Here is a 15,516-nt window from a genome sequence, read left to right as displayed (position 1 = left end):
TTTTTGTTTTTTCAGGAGCGGGGTTTACGGGCGTTCACGAGATGAACCGCGCCCATGAGTAGGAGCGATGTGGCGACAAGCACCGTCGAGACTGCGGCAATGACGGGCGTCAGGTTGAAGTCGATATCCTCGAACATCTTGCGCCCGATCGATTTGCCGCCGACGTCCGAGATGAAGAAAGCTACGGTCGCTTCGTCGAATGAGGCGAGGAAGGCGAACACCGCGGCGGCCGCCACGCCCGGGGCTATGTTCGGCAGCACGATGAGGAAGAATGCCTGCAGCCTGTTCGCCCCGCAGTTCAGCGCTGCCAGTTCGAGCGTCGGATCGAAGCGCTGCAGCGCCGCCGTGACGGTGATAATCACATAAGGGATTGCCAACACCGTGTGGGCGACGAGAAATCCGGGGAAGCTGCCGGTCAGCTGCAACGGCGAGAAGGTCAGATAGAGCGCTACGCCGAGGACGATGTGGGGCACGATCATGGGCCCGAGCGCGAGCGCCTGCACCGCGGTTTTGAACGGAAGGAATCCGCGAACGATGGCCAGCGCCGCCATGGTGCCGGTGATCGTGGCCGTTGCCGTCGTCGCAAGGGCGATCTTGAGGCTGAACCACGTCGCCGCCATCCAATCGGGATCGTTGAAATAGACGCTGTACCATTTGAGTGTTACGCCGCGCGGCGGGAACTCGATATAGTTTGTTTCGCTGAGCGACATCGGGATAACGATGAGCGTCGGCAGCAGCAGAAAGAAGAGAATGGCTGCAATCGCCGCGCCTGCGGCAAGGAGTCCCAATGCCGTCGAGTAGGCGCGCAGAGCGGGGGAGGCGAAGACATCCAGGATCGCGGGAAAACTGCCCGACAGCCGTGCTTGATCAATAGACACTGTTCAATCCCTTGCTGAGCGATAGCGTCCTGCGAAACAGCAGAACAAAAAGGAGCGTGACGGCGAGAAGGACGGTCGAAAGCGCCGCCGCGAAGGGCCAGTCGAGCAGCACCGTCGTCTGCTGTCCGATGAGGGTTGCCATCAGCATCGAGCCGGGCCCGCCCACTAGCGCTGGAGTAATGTAGAAGCCGAGCGCCAGCACGAAGCACATCACGCTGCCGGCAAAGATGCCGGGGAGACTGAGCGGCAGTGTCACGGCTGTGAAGGCCCGGGCGGGACCCGCCCCGAGATTGCGGGCGGCCCGCACGTAGTCAGTGGGGAGCGCACGCAACGCCGAATAGATCGGCAGGATCATGAACGGCATCAGCACATGCGTCATCGCGAGAATGACCGCGCCTTGGGTGTAGATCAGCTTCAACGGCCCGTCCGTTGCACCCGTATCGGTGAGCAGCTTGTTGATCATGCCGTTTCGCTGCAGCAGCACGACCCAGGCGTAGGAGCGAATGAGGACGGAGGTCCACAACGGAATGAACACGCAGGCTGCGACGATCATGGCCAGGCCCTTCCTCAGGCGCGCCATGAGATAGGCAACCGGGAAACCGAAGAGCAGACTGGCGACCGTCACCACCAGGGCGACCTCGATCGTGCTTAAGAGAACGCTGAGGTGAAGCGGCTCGGTGACAATGCGCCGATATTGAGTGAGCGTTCCTCCGGAAAAGCTCAGCGCGACCAGCTTCAGGACCGGATAAAGAAATCCGATCGCAAGCGCCGCGATGAGCGGCGCGGCCAGGGCGATGGATGTGGGCAGCGAATAAAAGCGCGCCGACGAGAATCCCGATTTCCAAAAGGAGAGCGGACGTGGCGGTGCTTGTGGCCTGGAATTTGTCATGCCGCGCACCTCTCCGCTAAAGGAAAGGCGTGCACAGCCTCGTCGTCTAGGAGGACATCGACGCCGTCGTTCCGCTCGAATGGGATGAACCCGTCCGCCGCGATCTGCACCTGCAAGATCGCCTCTGGCCGATCGGCAAGGCGAACGACGACGATGTATGTGGAGCCAACGAATACCGAGGTGTCCACGACAGCCGGAAGCGCATTCGCACCGCCCTGGCCACGCTTGGCAAGGCGTATGCGTTCCGGCCGGATCGCCACGCGCAGAGCCGTTCCCGGTGGGTACTCGCGCTCGCGATCATTCGTAGAACGCAGGTTCAGCACGCTTCCCTCGGACAACCGGACGACGGTCTTCCCGCCCCTGCTGTCGAGGCAATCGCCGTCGATGAAGTTCATACGGCCGATAAAATCCGCGACGAATTCGGAACTCGGTTGCCGGTAGAGTTCCGCCGGCGTGCCGCACTGCATCAGGTGGCCATCCGACATGATTGCCACCCGGTCTGACATCGTCAGCGCCTCGTCCTGATCATGGGTGACGTAGACGACCGTCGCGCCAAGCCGCTCCTGGAGACGCTTGATCTCGAACTGCATGGCCTCCCTCAGCTTCTTGTCGAGCGCGCCAAGCGGTTCGTCCATCAGGAGGACGGGGGGCTCGAAGGCCAGCGCGCGCGCCACAGCAACGCGTTGCTGCTGGCCACCGGAGAGCTGGTTGGGGTAGCGCTCCGCGTAGCCGGAGAGCTGGATAAGCTCGAGCATCTCATCGACCCGCCGGGCTATCGCAGATTTCTGCAGTTTGCCTCGCATCCTGAGCGGGAAGGCAATGTTCTGGCGGATCGTAAGGTGCGGGAAGAGCGCGTATTTCTGGAACACCATGCCGATATTGCGATGATTGGGGGCAAGTCGCGTCACATCGCGCCCGCCGATGAGGATCATGCCGGCGTTGGGGCGATCAAATCCGGCGACCATGGTCAGGACCGTTGTCTTGCCCGAGCCGGACGGTCCCAATAGGGAGACGAACTCGCCGGCGGCAATGTCGAGCGACAGTTCACGAACCGCGAATGTCGCTCCGTATCGTTTTTGAAGTCCCACAAGGGATAGAGATTGACCGATCAATTCTGCCTTTCCTTTCAGCTGGACGCTGACAGCGTCTTCCCCTGATGCGTGCCGTTGGCCGGCCGCGATGAGAAAGCCCTCGACGACGGGATCGGGGCACGTTTGTTTTGTTAAGATTGTTGGCGTCCCGCAGATCGCTAAGCTGCGGGCCCGCGTGACCATAATCGGGAAAGCTGCTAAAGCCTTTGACGCGACAAAAGCTTTGCAAAACCTTCACACTTTACTTTTGTTGCATCAAAAATTCATAGTGTCAACCGATCGAGGAGGTGAAATGTCCGATGTCCCGAGTGAATCCGCACAAGTGGAGCGGGCGATGGAAAGGTTGGGTGATGCTGCCTATCGCGAGATGAAGGAGCGGATCATTCGCGGCGTTTACAGGCCGGGGCACAAGTTAACCGTGCGCGCCGTCGCGCAGGACCTGGATGTCAGCACAACACCCGCGCGTGACGCGATCAATCGCCTGACGAACGAGGGGGCGCTCGTCTATGCAGGACCGAAGACGGTTGTCGTTCCGGTTCTGGATGCGGCCGCGCTTCGAGAAATAACGCTCACGCGTCTGGCGCTCGAGGGGTTGGCCTCGGAGCAGGCTGCACAGCGTGGCACTCCGGAGGAAGTGGAGAAACTCAAGTCCCTGCAAGCGCTTATCAATGCCGCGCTTGAGGAAGGGCGCTACGCGGAGGCGCTTTGGCATAACAAGGAATTTCACTTTTCGATCTACCGTCTTTCGGGTCTTCCACACCTCGTCTCGATCATCGAGAGCCTGTGGCTGAGGATTGGTCCTTCCCTGCACAACCTCTACCCTGAGTTTGCGCAGGAGAAATACGGCGTTCGCAACCATGAGGTCGCCATGGAGGCGCTTGAGGAGCGCGATTCGGCAGGTCTCAGAGCGGCTATGGAGAATGACATTCGTGACGGATTTCGCCGGCTGAAGCGCGCGAACCGGGAAAGGGGTGAAGGCTGAGCTGGCGCTAAGTTTTTGTTGCATGCACTTGACGAGCGATAATTTTGTTGCAACAAAATTGTGAAGCTCGTGCAAAGCGAGCGATCCTATCTCTTTCAGAAAGCCGGAATCATGCTCGTTCAAGCAACAAACAGGCTGCGGCAGCCGACTGCTCGCAGCAAGTCTAGACATCTATTCCATCGCGCCAAGGCCGTGTTCCCCGACGGAACCACGCGCGCCACCGTGGAGAGGGACCCCTTGCCGATCTATGTCGAGCGCGGCGAGGGGGCCTATCTCGTCGACGTCGATGGCAACCGTTTCCTCGACCTCAACAACTTCACCACCCTCATTCATGGACACGGCTTCGCACCGGTCTCGGAGGCGGTTGTCGACCTCATGCGCTCGGGCACCTGTTTTGCCAATCCGACCGAGCACGAGATTGCCCTTGCCGAACTGCTGACGGCCCGCATTCCCGCGATCGAGCACGTCCGCTTCGTCAACAGTGGAACGGAAGCGGTGATGTTTGCGATCAAGGCGGCACGCGCCTTTACCGGGAGGCACGCCATCGCGCGGATCGAAGGTGCCTATCACGGAGCCTATGACTGGGCGGAGGCGGGACAGGGGGTTGCGCCAGGCAAGGGCGGTTGGGATCCAGGGCCTACTGCGACCCCGGCCTATCGGGGCACTCCGCCGAGCGTCGCCGACGAGGTTCACCTCCTTCGTTTCAATGATGTCGAAGGGTTGGAAAGGCGCTTGGGAGAAATCAGCGACCGCATCGCCTGCGTACTGATCGACCCGATGCCAAGCCGGGCGGGGTTGATCCATCCAGAGCCTGCTTTCATCGAAGCGCTGTCGAACACGGCACGCAAATACGGGATCCTGATCCTTGCCGACGAGGTACTTAATCTTCGGCAAAGTTATGGCGGAGCCTCTGCGCGCTACGGGCTGACGCCCGACCTGATCACCGCGGGAAAAATCATCGGAGGCGGCTTTCCGATCGGCGCCATTGGTGGCCGCGCGGAGGTGATGCGCGTGTTCGGAAGCGATGAGACAAAGCCGTTGCTGCCGCAAGGCGGCACCTTTTCCGCCAATCCTGTTTCGATGGTTGCCGGCCGAGTGGCCATGGAGGCCATGACGCAAGACGCCTATGATCGCCTCGAGCAGATCGGCGACAGGCTGCGGGATGGCCTCCAGGCCTGCATTGCCAGGCACGAAGCCGCCTTCTCGGTGACGGGCGCCGCCTCGCTGTTCCGTATCCACCCCAAACGTCTTGCGCCGCGTGAGTTTCGCGATGCTTATCTGAGCGCTTCAGAAGCGGCGTTGATGCGGACGATGGGTCGCCAATTCCTGGAGCTCGGCATCCTTCTTCCCCGTGGCGCCGCGGCCTGCCTGTCGACGGCCATGACCGACAGCGACATCGACCTAATCCTCAATGCATTTGATGAGTTTCTTGCCACAGAGGCAAAATCCGGAAAGGAGCGTCCGCAATGACCAGCCACGATACCCCCAAGACTGTTGCGCAGCGGATTGCCGCAAATCTGCGTCGCCACGACGTGGAGTTCATTTTCGGTCAAAGCTTGCCATCGGCGGTCATCCTCGCCGCCGAGGCAATCGGCATTCGCCAGATCGCCTATCGGCAGGAGAACATGGGTGGCGCGATGGCCGATGGCTACGCGCGCCTTTCCGGCAAGGTCGGTGTTGTTGCCGCGCAGAATGGTCCCGCTGCAACATTGTTGGTGCCGCCGCTCGCCGAGGCCTTAAAGCCCATCGGATACGGCACTGGCCGAGGCGGCGTCTCTCATCGCGTCCGCACAGGCGCCGGTCGTCATTGCCGGCGGTGGCATTCACTGCGGCGGCGCCGCGGCGGAACTTGCGGCACTGCGGGACGAGGCATGCCTCCCGGTCTTCACCACCAATATGGGGAAGGGTGCCGTCGACGAACACCATCCGCTTTCCGCCGGCGTTCTTGGAGCTCTGGTCGGCCCGCGTTCACTCGGTCGTCATACGTCCGCGCTGGTCGAGGACTCGGATCTCGTGATTCTGATCGGAACGCGCACCAATCAGAACGGAACGGACACTTGGCGTCAGATCTCGCCGAAGGCGACCGTCATCCATATCGATGTCGATCCCGCTGAAATCGGGCGAAACTACGAGGCGATCCGGCTCGTCGGCGACGCCCGGGAGACGCTTGCGGCGCTGCGCGAGGCGCTCCAGCGCGTCGACCTGACGCGGCGGAGTGCGGATCGCGCACGGCTAGTGGAGACCATCGCCGCATGCTGGAAGCGCTTCCAGCGTGACAAGCGGGATGTCGCGACCTCGCCGTCCCGCCCGATACGGCCAGAGCGGCTTATGGCTGAGCTCCAGAATCTGCTGACCGGCGAGACGACCGTCGTGGCCGATGCGAGCTATTCGTCCATGTGGGTATTGGGGCAATTGCGGGCGCCCGCTGGCGGAATGCGGTTCATCACACCGCGTGGGCTGGCGGGGCTCGGTTGGGGCCTGCCACTCGCGATCGGCGCCAAGGTTGCCCGTCCGGATAAGCCGGTGATTGCCATCGTCGGGGATGGCGGCTTCGCCCATAGCTGGGCAGAGATCGAGACCATGGTGCGGATGAAGCTTCCCGTTACCATCGTCGTCCTTAACAACGGTATCCTCGGGTTCCAGCGTGACGCGGAAACGGTGAAGTTCGGCAACTATACATCCGCCTGCCACTTTGCCGAGGTCAATCACGCGAAGCTGGCGGAGGCCTGCGGCTGCCCGGCTGTCCGGGTAGAAGACCCGAGCGAACTCGGTTATCACCTGCGCCATGGCTTGGCCGAGGGGCCGCTTCTTATCGAGGTGATGACCGATCCAGCGGCACATCCGCCGCTTTCGCTTTTCGCCAAGATGGATGAAGCGGCATGACGGCTCGGGCAATATCGAGAATCGCGGTTGTGACCGGCGGAACTTCGGGGATCGGGCTGGCGACAGCCCGTCACCTCCTTAAGTGTGGCTACCGAGTTGCCGTCTTCGGCCAGAGTTCCACCCATGTCGAACGTTCTGCTGGCGAGCTGTCGACGCGGTTCGACCCTGAGCGCGTGTTCGCGCGCAGCGTCGATCTCGCCAACCCAAGCCAGGTGTTCGCCTTCTTTCGGGAGCTGGAAGAGCATTGGGGCCGGGCGGCGGTCCTCGTATGCAACGCTGGGATATCGCCCAAGGGGCCCGATGGTGCGACACCATTCCCGCAGATTACGCTCGATGAATGGAACGCTGTTCTGTCGGTCAACCTGACGGGCGCAATGCTCTGCTGCCAGGCGGCCTTGCCGGGCATGGTGGCGCAAGGATTTGGCCGCATCGTATTCGTTGGCTCCGTCGCGGGCCGCGCGGTGCCGAAGATTGCCGGCACCGCCTATGTCGCCTCGAAAGCGGCACTTGCTGGCCTTGCACGCTCGCTTGTCGGCCGATACGCGGCGAACGGCATCACCATCAATCTCGTCGCGCCCGGCCGGATTGCTACGGAGATGGCGGGGCCGCGCGACAGCGCGGTCAATCGCGCGGCCGTGTCGCGTATTCCCGTGGGGCGCATGGGGGAGCCGGAAGAGGTTGCGGCAGCGATCGGCTTCCTAGTGTCCGAAGAGGCCGCATACGTGAATGGGGTGACCATCGACGTCAATGGTGGGGAATACGCTCCGCTCTGATCACGCCCAGAGAAACGGCAGGTGCGAGATGACTGCGGGAATCCTGATTCAGACCGAAAATGTGCAGCTCTTTCTTCTCCTGAAGCATATCCTTGCCGCCGAGAGGTTCGAAGTTGGGATTTGCAGTCATCCGCGGGAGCTGCTCGATGCGATCCACGCCGAAACACCGGCAGCCGTCCTGCTTGACTGCTCCAATCGAAACGGAGACCTTCCCGACGTTTGCCGACGCATAAAGGCGGCAAGAGGTGGCAATATAGCCATTGCCGCCTTCGCAAACGCACCGAATGCCGATCACGGCTTGACACGTGTAGCTGGAATTGACGCGGTCATATGCAGCCCTTTCGATCCTGCCGTTTTGCTCGACTTCCTGACGCGACTTCGAGCGAGCATGCCAAGTCGTTTGGATATTACACCCGAGACGGTCCTCCGCTACGCAGACGTGGTGATGAATGTTGCGGGCGTTCGGGTAACTCGGAACGGCCACGTTGTCGATCTTACCGCCTTACAGTTCCGATTGCTCCTTCATCTCATGAGGCAGCCTGCCATGGTGCACAGTCGTGAAGACCTGATTGCAGCCGGTTGGCCGCCTGAGGCCGAGGTCGAGCCACGCACGGTGGATATTCACATTGGCCACGTCAGGCGTGCGTTGAATCGTCATGGCGCCGACATCATTCGCACGGTGCGATCTGTTGGCTACTCCCTCGACGAACGGGTTCACTGGTTGGACTGAGAAGCGGTTGCTCAGCCAGTCGTGCCCGAGAATCGCATACGTTGTGCCCGACATGAACAGGCGCAACGAGTTGCGATTTGGGTGCTTCGAGGAGCGGCGTCGTCGACTTCCGGTGGACCGTATTCCGGTCTGCGGTAGATGGGGCTTCTACATCAGGCTGCGGTTTCTCAATCGGAGAAAGACCTCAGTCGCTGATCTCGCTCCTCGCGAGGCTGCGCAAATCTCTCAGATTATGAGATGCGGGCTGTAACTCGTCTGCGCAAGCAAGAGGGCTGAATAGGCTTGTTCGACAGCTTGATGCAGGAAGTCTTCTGCTAGCCGCAGAGCATCGGCCGACGCACGTGGTCTCGGCTCGGCCAGCTTTTCGTCGTCCAGTTCGTAAAGCACAATGCCATCGCGGCGCACCTCAACGAAGAAATACCGTCCGTTGCAGAATGCGGTGTTCACCTCATGTCTCGAATGGACGATGAGGCTCACTGGCGTTCGGATCTTTGGCAGATGCATGGGCCGGTCCTGCGCCTAGTGCCAATAGGTCGCGAAATTCGTCAGCTTCCTGTTGTTGACGACGATCAGTAAATCGTAGTCCGATTTGTATCCCTTCGTGTGCAGTTCATCGACCCATGTGGCTCGGGCATTCGACCGAAGAGGATGATTTTCAGAATGCGGCCGCGTTCCTTGAAATCGGCTGTCCCCTCTTTGAGGGCATCCTCGAATTCTTGATGTAACACCTCCACGATGCGCGTGAGCTGGCCCTGATTTCGGTGCGGGAGGTGATCGAGGCTGGTCTTCATTTGTGCCGGCGCGTTCTTTGAGGACATTGGGAACGAATAGAGAAGCCGGTGAACTTAATTTGCTGAATGCAGAACGCTCGCGAAAATCAACAAAATGTTGCAACAAAAGCCAGGAAAAAAACACCGCTTTTTTGCATTCATCTCGATTTTTCTCGCAAAACCCGTGAATATGCGGGGGTTACGCGAGAGGGCATAGATACTATTTGCATTTTTTGTGACAACAAACCGTATGGAACGCATGAAGGCTCAACACGCAAGACCACTGGTTCTTATCTGCTCCGACAACGCAGATTTCTACGTGCTACTTTCCCATATCCTTGTGCGTGAAGGCTTCCAGACGATCCTGGTGGGCGACGATGATGTCTTCGAGCAGGCGTCGGTGAAGGAAGTTACCGCAATCATCCTAGATTCGGCGAGAGAGCCCAGCATCACGCTGACAGCTTGCGCGGCGATTAAGGGCACGGATGCGACCTCGCACATTCCAACGATTGCACTCGTTTCAGCAGGCGATGAGCGTCACTATCTCAATTTGCTCAAGGCGGGAATCGACGAAAACTTCGTCCGGCCGGTCTCGCCCGCGAGACTACTCGCATATCTTAGTTCCCTCGTCCAAAGCGGGGCAAACCGTCCGCGACCAGCGGGGGAGAACCCAACTCCCACGGTTGGATTTGGCGCCCTCAAATTGGATGAGGGTCGCCGCACTGTGTCCTATGGTGACCGCGAGATCCAACTCGGACCGATCGAATTCAAGTTGTTGCGCCGGTTGTTCGAATCACCGGGCCGGGTCTTCAGCCGTCTGGAACTGATCGAAGCAGCGTGGCCACCGAATATTTATGTTCAGGCACGTACCGTTGACGTCCATGTTGGACGACTGCGTCGCTCGCTGCAGCGCCTGACGGGGCTGGCTCTCATCCGCACCGTCCGGGCTGCGGGCTATGCGATCAATATTTGAAGGAGCGATCCTTTGTGGAAAGTAAATGCGAACGTCGAAGGATAATGTAAAAACGCTCAATGTTGCAATTTTAAGTTCACAATTCGCAATACTCAGTAGTTTAAAGAAATTATTGAAGAAATATTTCGCCGAGGCTTTGTTGAATTCAATTCTCGAAGCAATCAATCTCCCGTCGAGCTTGTATTAGCGCAGCGGGAGATTGATTATGGAAACTGAAAACCAGCCACTGGAAAAACCTGCAGGCAGGGGTGCGTCCAGAAACACAAACAGCCTCATCCGACAGGCCGACAGACACTTCGACGCTGCACATTTCCAGGGATTGATGGCGATCTACGGGCCGCCCCTCAGCGGGGCGCACCGTTGAGCTCCCCAACGAGAAGGGATGCAACGTCGTCGACTTCGTGCGTTGCTCTTATCTCGGCCTGGATAATCACCCGAAGATCGTTAGTGGTGCAGTCGAAGCGCTACGCACATACGGCGCGCTCCATTGGTCATGCGCGAGAACGCGCCTGAATTTCTCGATTCTGGGTGACCTGGAGGCGGCTCTGTCGGAATTGTTCGCCGCGCGGGTGATCACCTACACCACGGTCCTGGCGGCTAACATGGGCGCTTTGCCGCTGATCGCTTCCGGACACCTTACCGGTGGCGTCAGGCCGGTGATGGTATTCGATCGCCTCGCGCACGCGACGCTCGCCTTTCACAAAGGGACCATCGCCGCCGAAACAAGAGTCGAGACGATTGCACACAACGACGTCGACGCCCTTGAGACCCTGTGCCGCGCCAACGACAGTGTCGCTTATGTTTGTGATGGCGTCTACTCCATGGGTGGAAGCGCCAACATCGAGCAACTGCGCGGTCTTCAGGAGCGATACGGCCTCTTTCTCTACATCGATGATGCACACGGCGTGTCAATTTTCGGCGAGCGTGGGGAAGGGTTCGCCAGGTCGCAGATCGCGGGCTCCTTGGGGGAGCGGACGATCATTGCCGCATCGCTTGGAAAGGGCTTCGGTGCTTCGGGTGGCATGATCATGCTTGGCACGGCTCGACAGGAAGAGCTGTTTCGAAGGTTCGCTGTGGCGCACGCGTTCTCGGCATCACTGAACGTCGCGGCCATCGGCGCAGCGTTTGCATCGCAGGAACTGCATCGGACGAAAGAGCTTACCGATCGGCAGCAGACACTCCGCGAGAGGACGGCCCTCTTTGACAGCCTCGTGCCCAGCGAGCAGAAGGGTTCTTCTTTGCCCATCCGCACAGTGGAGATAGGCGACGAGTTGACGGCAATCGGAGCCGCGAGATCGCTACTCGACCGCGGCTTCTATACGTCGGCCATTTTCTTTCCCACCGTTGCACGCGGGAAGGCAGGGCTACGACTTTGCCCGACGGCCGGTCACTCGGAAAACGATATCCGGGCCTTGGGCCGTGCAGTCCAAGAGGTCTTGGCGGAGATATCTGACTCTCAACGACGATAGGTGCCCGCCGGCATGCCAGGACCAAGACCTGTCATTGAATTCTCATAAGGACTGTCATGTACGAGCACCTCTCCGAGTGCTGTGTCTTCTTACCGGATTCAGTTGGGCTTTTCGACGGAGTTTCCCTCCAAGTTGCCCAACTGTGCGAAACGACAATAGACAACGGACTGGAGAAGATCTTCCTCTTTATCGATGGTGAGGTTGTTGCGAAAGCCTTTGATCGCTGGATCCTAATGCGGGTCGGGGCGACAAATTTGATTGCTTCTCACGCCATAAGAATTGCATTGGAGGCAAGCATCTTCGATGTGGCGGCGTTCGCGCCGGAGGAGTTCGTATGGCGATCAGCCGACCAAGCACCGCCTGCACCCATCGAAAGTGTACTTCCGCCGAAGATAGTTGAATTAAATGCGAAAACTCGCGTCTGAGCGGAGCGGTTCAGCGACAGGGCGGGGCAACCATCGAATCTGTAGATGGATGTGTCGGTCATCGCTCGTCACCCGCCCGTCGCCACATTCGCCCCGACATCGTTCGTGGTATCATCATTGCGGATAAGGCTTTCGGAGCCACCCACAAGCTTGTTGTCCCGCACTATGTTGTGCCGGGCGAAGTCGAGATTGCTGGCGGCGCTGCCGAAGGGAGAAGCCGGCTCGTCGGAGCAGTAGTTGCGGTTGCCGTTGCGGGAGTTCAGCCAGACAGCCGGCTGGGTGAGGAAAGCCGATCCATAGCGGAATGTATTGCCGGTGATCTGATTGAACTCAGGTTTCTGGTGGCGGATGACGCCGCCTTCTCCGCAGTTGCGATAGACGAATATTCCGCCATTCTCGGGGTGGTCGAAGGTGTTGTTGGCAATCCTGTTGTTCGCCGAGCCGTCGATGGCGATCAGTTCCCGGCTTTCCGTGGAGATTCCGAAAACATTGTTGCTGATCGTGTTGTTGGCGGATTCCGCGTCGAGATAAACCGCGACGGACGTCGACTTGCCGTCAATGCGTGAGTCGACGAGGGCTGCTCCGGTCACGCCGGGTCCGATGTAAATGGGTATGCCGTCAGGCGCCTTGAAGGTCACGTTTTCCAGGCGGACATTCTTCGGGGCCGAGGCCTGTGCAAATGCCGTGTGGTTGGCATTCAGCGACGATGCTTTCATGGTCTCGCCATTGGCGTTCTCGCCGAGACCATAAATGCGGACGAAGCCGTTGATCCTGCAGTTGCGGATCGTGACGTTCGATGGTGCTGACCAGGCTCCGGAGCCGGCTTTGCTGGACCGGACGACGACCGCCGTTTTCTGCTTCCGGGATGTGCCGGCGCTGACATCGATTGTCCCGCCACCGCAGTCCAGTACGGATCCGGAGGCGGCAGCACCTTCGAAGACGAGGGCATGCGTGACGACGTCTGCCGATGAAAGGCGGATGCTGCAATCGAGCGAAACGGCATTCGCGCCAGGGGCCTTCAGCTTGGCCTGCACGTCAGCGCCGCAGGCGGGCTTTGGCTCCGCCTGTTCCGGTGCCGGCGCAGGCGGGACTGTAGGCGGCTCGGCGACCGGGGGTTGTTCGATCGGAGGCCTGGGCGGCTCGCTGAAGGCGGCGTCTGCCACCGTGGCCAGATCGCTTTGGCAGCCCGCCAAGGCCAGGCTTACGAGGGCCAGGCTTGCCAGGAACAGGCTTATGGTCTTTGTCGGATGCATCATCAGCTCGAGTCCTGGGTCCGTCTGAATCGCGATAGGCATTTCGCCTGGCGGTTCCGAATCGCGCGATCACGTGCCCTTTTCTGCCACCTTTGGAAAACAATTGGCAACGGCGATGGAAGCCGGAGCGGGCTAGAAGCGGGCGCGTGACAGCATTCGATCTGCGCCCCGATCGCGTGCCAACGGCCAATGCAAGAAGCGCCATGACTACCTCAGACCTTGGTCCTAAACGGGCCGGACGAACGTCCGAGCGGGTCGAGTTAAAGGTCCGGGGCAGCCGCGGTTTTCGGCGCTCGGAGTTGACGGCGGGATTGAAGCGTGAGCAAAGACTTGAGGGTGTCTCGCAGGCTTGCCGCGCCGACGGCGCTTTTCGCCGCCCGGAAATGGCAGTCGTTGCGCCCGCATGTTTTCAATGCCGTGGTCGCGTGAACGAAGCGCCGATGGAGGTTATTAAAGGGCTGAAATGATGGAGCGTCGAAAGTTCCTCACCGCGTTGTGCACCGCGTCGATCGGCTTCGCCATCGCGGCCCTCCCGTACAAGATCACGGTGTCCGGCTCCACACTTGACGTCGCCTCCCAGTCTGCCCTCGCCAAGAATGGCAACAACGGCGGGGGCAATGGCAATGGAGGTGGAAACGGCAATGGTGGCGGAAATGGCAACGGAGGCGGCAACGGCAACGGCGGCGGAAATGGCGGCGGCAACAGCAACGGCGGCGGAAATGGGAAGGGAAGCGGCGGCTCGAACAGTAGCCGGTCGAGCAGCAGTCCGGCCAAGTCGACCGCAACGAGCACGACTGTTCGAGACAACGGTTCGGGCCTGAGTGTTCGCCATTCCGACGGATTGAGCGAGGAAATCAGGGGCGGCCGCTACATCATGAAGGACTCGCGCGGCCGCACGATCGTCAACCGGCGAGCAACCTCGGCAGATGAAAAGCGGCTTCAGGCCTTCGTTGATTAGAGCACTTTCGTTGAAACAGCGACGCGCTGGCTCTTGGACCCGACAAAACGCCGGACGGAAAACCGCTACCCGCTCTTCGTAGGGACCAACCCGGCGGGAATGCCGCAGTGCGCCTTCGCCGTGATGCTGCATCCTCCACTCGGCGTGGAAAGTCCTTGCGCCTTCACCTGGCATCTGTGTCGAAGATCGACAGCGTGGTTCTCTGAATACACGGGCTCCAGTGCCTCGATCAGCCTCTCCGCTTCTCCGCCACCAGAAACACCGCCAGTACACAGCAAAGCAGCCCAAGGGACGCTGGCAGCGCCCGGTATCCGATCATTTGCATCGCCAGTCCCGTCGCGGGCGAGCCCACAATGCCGCCGATGCCCCATACGAACGCGAAGGCCGCGTTGCCGGCGATCAAGGCTCGGCCGGTGAAACGCTCGCCGAGTTGGATCAGCGACAGGGTGTAGATCCCGAACGAGACCCCGCCCCAGGCGAAAACGAGCGGCCAGATGAGCGACGAGTTGAAGATCGACGGCAGCAGCAGGCAACCCGCCAGCGACGCGAGGGCGCAGAACAACAGGGTCCGCGTTGAGCCAAACTTTTCGGCCGCGCGCCCGAGCAAAATCTGCAGCACGGCATTGCCTGCGATGAAACAGGTGATGAGGGAAGCGATGCGCTCCTCGGCGCTGCCGAGCGCGGCGCCATAAACCGTGAACAAGGAAAGCAGGATCTGTTCGAAGGCGGCAGCAGTGAAAACCGCGAACAACAGCAGCGGCGCAAGTGCGAAGAAACGGGCAACCGACGTTGCCTCGCCCTCATGCGGCATCTGAGGCAGGCGCGGCACGACCGCAACGACGATCAGGCCGCAGAGAAGGAAGGCCACGATGCCGACCATGAAGGGCGGCCAACCCTGCGTTCCGACGAGGCCGAGCGACAGCGGGCCGATGGCGAAGCCACCCGAAACGATCGATGAATAGAGGCCCATGATGCGGGCCCGGCGTGATGCGGGCGTGATCGAGATCAGCCAGGTTTCGCTGATCACGTAAAGCGGATTGGCGAAGAAGCCGAGCAGGAAGCGCAGCGGCATCCAGGTCCAGACTTCCTGCGTCCAGGCAATCGCCATCAGGGTAAACGCCGCCAGCATCGAACACAGGATCGCCAGTCGCGCCCCGCCCAAGCGCCACGCCAGCGTCGGAATGAAGGGCGCGGAGACGATGAAACCCAAGGGTGTCATCGCCGCCGACAAACCGATGAGGCCGGGCGTCATCCCCTGCCGCTCCAGGATGAAGCTGAGCAGCGGATAGGTCAGCCCCTGTGCCACGGCGAACACCGTGACGGTCGCGATGATGCCGGCCATCGCCGCCCACGGGACCCGATCCTCGCGCGGTAATGTCGTGCTTTCGGCCGTCATGCGGGCTTCGGAGCAGGACCGGCAAATGCCGGCAAGTGCAAGTGCC

Annotated in this window: 12 protein-coding genes and 3 pseudogenes; 9 read left to right on the top strand and 6 right to left on the bottom strand. The window is 60.4% G+C overall.

The window, feature by feature from the left end:
• Positions 1–11: 11 nt before the first annotated feature.
• From FKV68_RS29845 to FKV68_RS29835, 3 genes are read right to left on the bottom strand one after another with little or no spacing between them, the layout of a single operon-like run.
• Positions 12–878 carry an ABC transporter permease gene (locus FKV68_RS29845; protein WP_180942527.1) on the bottom strand — a complete coding sequence of 289 codons (867 nt, stop codon included), beginning with the start codon at positions 876–878 and terminating at the stop codon, positions 12–14.
• Positions 868–1,767, bottom strand: coding sequence for an ABC transporter permease (locus tag FKV68_RS29840; RefSeq protein ID WP_180942526.1), 900 nt, complete (start codon positions 1,765–1,767; stop codon positions 868–870). The genes FKV68_RS29845 and FKV68_RS29840 overlap by 11 nt, the downstream gene beginning before the upstream one ends.
• A complete protein-coding gene (locus tag FKV68_RS29835; RefSeq protein ID WP_180942525.1) occupies positions 1,764–2,879 on the bottom strand; it encodes an ABC transporter ATP-binding protein in 1,116 nt (371 codons plus the stop codon). The genes FKV68_RS29840 and FKV68_RS29835 overlap by 4 nt, the downstream gene beginning before the upstream one ends.
• A gap of 271 nt (positions 2,880–3,150) precedes the next feature.
• On the opposite strand from FKV68_RS29835, the gene FKV68_RS29830 reads away from it, so the two are divergent.
• The 5 genes and pseudogenes from FKV68_RS29830 to FKV68_RS29810 all read left to right on the top strand — a co-directional run bounded on the left by FKV68_RS29830 (position 3,151) and on the right by FKV68_RS29810 (position 8,226).
• On the top strand, positions 3,151–3,840 hold the full coding sequence (locus FKV68_RS29830; RefSeq protein ID WP_180943961.1) for a GntR family transcriptional regulator: 690 nt from the start codon (positions 3,151–3,153) through the stop codon (positions 3,838–3,840).
• Positions 3,841–3,951: 111 nt separating this feature from the next.
• Positions 3,952–5,310, top strand: coding sequence for an aspartate aminotransferase family protein (locus FKV68_RS29825; RefSeq protein WP_180942524.1), 1,359 nt, complete (start codon positions 3,952–3,954; stop codon positions 5,308–5,310).
• Positions 5,307–6,723: pseudogene (locus FKV68_RS29820) on the top strand (thiamine pyrophosphate-dependent enzyme). Before FKV68_RS29825 ends, FKV68_RS29820 begins: the two are co-directional and overlap by 4 nt.
• A complete protein-coding gene (locus tag FKV68_RS29815) occupies positions 6,720–7,496 on the top strand; it encodes an SDR family oxidoreductase (RefSeq protein ID WP_180942523.1) in 777 nt (258 codons plus the stop codon). The pseudogene FKV68_RS29820 and the gene FKV68_RS29815 overlap by 4 nt, the downstream one beginning before the upstream one ends.
• Before the next feature lie 28 nt (positions 7,497–7,524).
• Positions 7,525–8,226, top strand: a complete 702-nt coding sequence (locus FKV68_RS29810; protein WP_180942522.1) for a response regulator transcription factor — start codon at positions 7,525–7,527, stop codon at positions 8,224–8,226.
• Positions 8,227–8,422: 196 nt separating this feature from the next.
• On the opposite strand, the pseudogene FKV68_RS33450 reads toward FKV68_RS29810, so the two are convergent.
• Positions 8,423–9,017: pseudogene (locus tag FKV68_RS33450) on the bottom strand (nucleotidyltransferase domain-containing protein); the annotation flags it as partial.
• Positions 9,018–9,246: 229 nt separating this feature from the next.
• On the opposite strand from FKV68_RS33450, the gene FKV68_RS29800 reads away from it, so the two are divergent.
• The 3 genes and pseudogenes from FKV68_RS29800 (at position 9,247) to rctB (ending at position 11,863) form a co-directional block, all read left to right on the top strand.
• A complete protein-coding gene (locus FKV68_RS29800) occupies positions 9,247–9,969 on the top strand; it encodes a response regulator transcription factor (protein WP_342454808.1) in 723 nt (240 codons plus the stop codon).
• A 205-nt stretch (positions 9,970–10,174) separates the two neighbouring features.
• Positions 10,175–11,438 (top strand): annotated as a pseudogene (locus tag FKV68_RS29795) (8-amino-7-oxononanoate synthase family protein).
• A gap of 56 nt (positions 11,439–11,494) precedes the next feature.
• Positions 11,495–11,863 carry an SMa0974 family conjugal transfer regulator gene (gene rctB / locus FKV68_RS29790; RefSeq protein WP_180942520.1) on the top strand — a complete coding sequence of 123 codons (369 nt, stop codon included), beginning with the start codon at positions 11,495–11,497 and terminating at the stop codon, positions 11,861–11,863.
• 68 nt (positions 11,864–11,931) lie between these two features.
• Here rctB and FKV68_RS29785 read toward each other — a convergent pair whose 3' ends face one another.
• Positions 11,932–13,119 (bottom strand): right-handed parallel beta-helix repeat-containing protein, encoded by a 1,188-nt coding sequence (locus FKV68_RS29785; RefSeq protein ID WP_245181497.1) that lies wholly within the window; start codon positions 13,117–13,119, stop codon positions 11,932–11,934.
• Between the two features lie 460 nt (positions 13,120–13,579).
• Between FKV68_RS29785 and FKV68_RS29780 the strand changes: the two genes are divergently transcribed.
• Complete coding sequence (locus FKV68_RS29780; protein WP_180942519.1) at positions 13,580–14,074, top strand: hypothetical protein; 495 nt, start codon at positions 13,580–13,582, stop codon at positions 14,072–14,074.
• A 229-nt stretch (positions 14,075–14,303) separates the two neighbouring features.
• On the opposite strand, the gene FKV68_RS29775 is transcribed toward FKV68_RS29780, so the two are convergent.
• Positions 14,304–15,470, bottom strand: coding sequence for an MFS transporter (locus FKV68_RS29775; RefSeq protein WP_180942518.1), 1,167 nt, complete (start codon positions 15,468–15,470; stop codon positions 14,304–14,306).
• Positions 15,471–15,516: the final 46 nt, after the last annotated feature.

The sequence above is a fragment of the Sinorhizobium mexicanum genome, from assembly GCF_013488225.1.
In the GTDB taxonomy this organism is placed as follows: Bacteria; Pseudomonadota; Alphaproteobacteria; order Rhizobiales; family Rhizobiaceae; genus Sinorhizobium; species Sinorhizobium mexicanum.
This window is presented reverse-complemented; position numbering and strand designations above follow the sequence as displayed.